The organism is Paraburkholderia sp. 31.1 (assembly GCF_014397645.1).
Taxonomy (GTDB): Bacteria; Pseudomonadota; Gammaproteobacteria; order Burkholderiales; family Burkholderiaceae; genus Paraburkholderia; species Paraburkholderia tuberum.
The window spans coordinates 1-3,232 of record NZ_VZQN01000121.1 but is presented as its reverse complement, the minus strand read 5'-3'; the positions used below and the strand labels follow the sequence as shown (position 1 = coordinate 3,232).

Below are 3,232 nucleotides of genomic sequence, written 5' to 3'. Positions count from 1 at the left end.
CCTTCAGCTTCGGCTCGCCGGACGCGACGCCCACCATGTCGCCGCGCACCGAGACGATGCCGATCGCAAGCAGGGCGACGACCAGGGCCGCAACGGGCAGCCCCCAGATCGCGAGACGGCCCGGGGGTGCCGGTTCCTCCGTTGTGGTTGCTGACTCAAGCGGTTGCAGGGAAAGCCTGGGGTCTGTCATCGGTAATCCGGTTGTTATCGGTTGTTGCGGGCGTGACGCGCAGGACTGCGGACTGCAGGCCGTCAATGATGAGTTGCGGGCCATCGGCAGTCCAGGCCTCGACGGCTGCGGCAACGGACAGCCAGCCGTTCGCGTCGCCCATGTCGCCCACCATGCGGTCGGGCCGATGCTGCGCGTCGTCCTTCGCAATCGCATCCATATGGGCAGCACTGAGCGCCTTGTCGCCGCCGTCGGCGGGCCGGGTGATCCAGGCACGCACGAGCGAGGTGTAAGCAGCGTTGCCCCATACGGCCGCATTGGCGAAGCCGTATTTGGCTTCGCCCGGAAGACCCTGAACGGGCCGGTGCAGCAATGCGGCCACCCTGACCTCCTCGGGCAGATGGAAGTAGCCCGGCGCGAGCAGCACGGCGACACATCCCTCCGTGCTGCCTTCGGGTGGCCCGTCCTCATGCCACGCCGTTGCCACGACGAGTAGCGGGCGGCGCTCCTTGGCATCGAGCCATGCGTCGGCGACCATCAACCCGTCCGTCGCCGGTGCCGCCTGGACCACCAGCGGCGGCAGGCCCGCGATGCGCAGGGCATCGATGACCCGCGCGACATCCGCCTTCTCCTTGCCCGGCGCGGCCAGCACGCGGACCTGCGGCCACCAGACCCGCTCATAGCACGTGAGCGCTCGCAGGCTCGTCGCCAGAGACTCAAGCGACTTGGCCATCTTGAGCGCGAGCAGCGAAACCTGTTTCGCTGGACCGAGAGCAGCGATCGCTTGGTCGTCAGTAAGCCGATCGACGACAACCGGTTCGTCGACCAGCCAGTCGGCCTCCTCGAAGCGGGCATGCTCGATGGGCTTCGAGCCGGCGCGCGGCACCTGCGAAGCGGGCAGACGTTGTTTGGCGGCTATCACGCCGGCCAGCGTCTGTTCGGGATCTCCATCAAGCGGCAGGCAATAGCCAACGCCGAGCACTTGGAGTGGCTTCTGCGCGATGCGCAGCCGATCCGCCAGCCACCGGCTACGATGATGGTTGCGCCAGCGCGCGCGGTACCAGAGCGCCTCGAAGCCAGCGCGCTCAATGGCAAACAGGAACACGAACGCACCGTTAGGAAAGCCAACGAAACAGAGCCAGAACCATGCGCCGCGCGCCGCTTCTCCCTTCGGCCAAAGCAGCATCGCAATGGCAACGCCGAATACATTGCAGGCGAGCCAGATGCAGAACCACCACGGCCAGAACCTGGGGCGGCGCGGATAGGCGCTCGGGCGTCCGGCTGGAGAAAGATCGACCGGCATTACGCGATGTTGAAGTTCATCAGCGACGAGAGCAGCCTGCAGCCGCATGCGCAGCGATAGTGATGGAAAGCGACGGCCTTGCCGTCACGGTCGGGAAACTTGGCGTAGCCCTCGTCAATTGTAGTCGGACCGTGTTGTTCGCAGATGGCCTCGTCACCCTTGCGGGCGAGCGGTCGCCCCATGACCTCGAACCAGGGCGAACCACCGGTCACTTCGCCGCCGTGTTCGAGTTTGTCGCCTTTACGGACAGGAGATTGCATTTTTAGGAAATTAATTTTTTGAACATCGCTGAGTCTTGAATTGCGGAATATACGCCGCATCGAATGACTGAGCCTTTTTTTTCTTGAGGTTTATCACATCAACCCCGAATTGATTCTCAACAACGATAAAATTTTGATCAACACTGAAGGCAGCATCGTATACTCCACCACCATACACCTCTCTTTCAATGAGTTGCATTTTTGGCCTTACCAAAAATATAGATAGATGTGTGACTTGCGGATAATTCGCATCAATTTTTGTAGGCAACCCAAATACAACCAACATCGAACCATCGAGGCTAAAAACTCCCCCACGAATAGCGTGATCGATTTTCGCCAACCCGATATTTCGCCCATCATGTTTTATTGTTACGTGGCCGCGGACATCGTCCATTGCCAAATAATTTCCATCGCAGGAACTGACAACAGCTGCGCACGCATTACCAAGAAAAATTATCAAGAAAAATAAAAACAAATATTTTTTCACGGCTGATCCCCCAATACTCGATATGAATTTTGCGTCTCGCGCCAACGCAAGGGCGGACTTTTTACATCGTACGGCCAGAACCTGGGGCGGCGCGGATAGGCGCTCGGGCGTCCGGCTGGAGAAAGATCGACTGGCATTACGCGATATTGACGTTCTGCAGCGACGAGATCAGCCGGCAACCGCACGCGCAGTGGTAATGATGGAAGGCGACCTCCTTGCCATCGCGGTCGGGAAACCGCGCGTAACCTTCGTCTATGACGGTCGGGCCGTGCTGGTTGCATATAGCCGTGTCACCCTTTCGGGCGAGCGGGCGGCCCATGAACTCAGTCCACGGCGAGCCGCCTGTGACTTCACCGCCGTTCTCAAGATTGTCACCTTTTCGGATAGGGGATTTCATTTCGATTGACCATAAATTGATTGTGGCAGTCATCACCGGCTGCTGAACAATCACTTAATCCAATTGAACAACCTGCTGCAGGCTTTGTTGTCGATTACAATCGTCTTTCCTGTTTTAATTTCAATCACGTCAATATCAGGATCTGATCCGCACTGACGCCGGTCTACTGATATATATTTTCCATCAAGTGATATGACTGGATCCATATCCGAAGATGCCTCTTCTTCCAACTTAGACTTTCTCACAGTGGTTCTATAGAATCCCGGTTTTTCAACAAAATTCCTGTCGCTCCCGATTTTTCCAACAACCGCTAAAAAACTCAAAGGTGAAACGCTAACTGGGACCATTGATGCGTAAATACCCGCCTTGATATTTATGTCCGATAGAAACCCCACGTGCGGGGCTGCGCGCCTCACGTGAACAGGCGTGTCAGTCTTGCAATGACTTAACTCGCCTATGGGGACGTAGCCGGTACCCGAGACGATAACTGGGCAGTCTCAAGAGTCAAGTGCAACGTTTAGCTAATCCAGCCTTCTCTAACTCTTTAGCCATTGCTTCCTCGGGGGAGTCCCAGCCGAGCGTCTGGCGAGGCCGCCCGTTAAGCAATTTGGCGATG

The 3,232-nt window shown here is 57.7% G+C and carries 6 protein-coding genes; all 6 read right to left on the bottom strand.

Going from position 1 to position 3,232, the window contains the following annotated elements; all coding sequences use genetic code 11:
* The coding region (locus tag F6X37_RS36520) for a hypothetical protein (protein ID WP_222945035.1) at positions 1-190 on the bottom strand (190 nt) is incomplete at its 3' end.
* Entirely contained in the window at positions 156-1,472 is a 1,317-nt protein-coding gene (locus tag F6X37_RS35420) for a hypothetical protein (RefSeq protein ID WP_187614629.1), read from the bottom strand. The genes F6X37_RS35420 and F6X37_RS36520, both read right to left, overlap by 35 nt.
* Positions 1,472-1,732, bottom strand: coding sequence for a PAAR domain-containing protein (locus F6X37_RS35415; protein WP_187614628.1), 261 nt, complete (start codon positions 1,730-1,732; stop codon positions 1,472-1,474). The genes F6X37_RS35420 and F6X37_RS35415 overlap by 1 nt, the downstream gene beginning before the upstream one ends.
* Positions 1,733-1,742: 10 nt before the next feature.
* A complete protein-coding gene (locus tag F6X37_RS35410) occupies positions 1,743-2,219 on the bottom strand; it encodes a hypothetical protein (RefSeq protein ID WP_187614627.1) in 477 nt (158 codons plus the stop codon).
* Between the two features lie 136 nt (positions 2,220-2,355).
* A complete protein-coding gene (locus F6X37_RS35405; protein ID WP_187614630.1) occupies positions 2,356-2,616 on the bottom strand; it encodes a PAAR domain-containing protein in 261 nt (86 codons plus the stop codon).
* Positions 2,617-2,666: 50 nt separating this feature from the next.
* Positions 2,667-3,011 (bottom strand): hypothetical protein, encoded by a 345-nt coding sequence (locus F6X37_RS35400; protein WP_187614626.1) that lies wholly within the window; start codon positions 3,009-3,011, stop codon positions 2,667-2,669.
* Between the last annotated feature and the right edge of the window lie 221 nt (positions 3,012-3,232).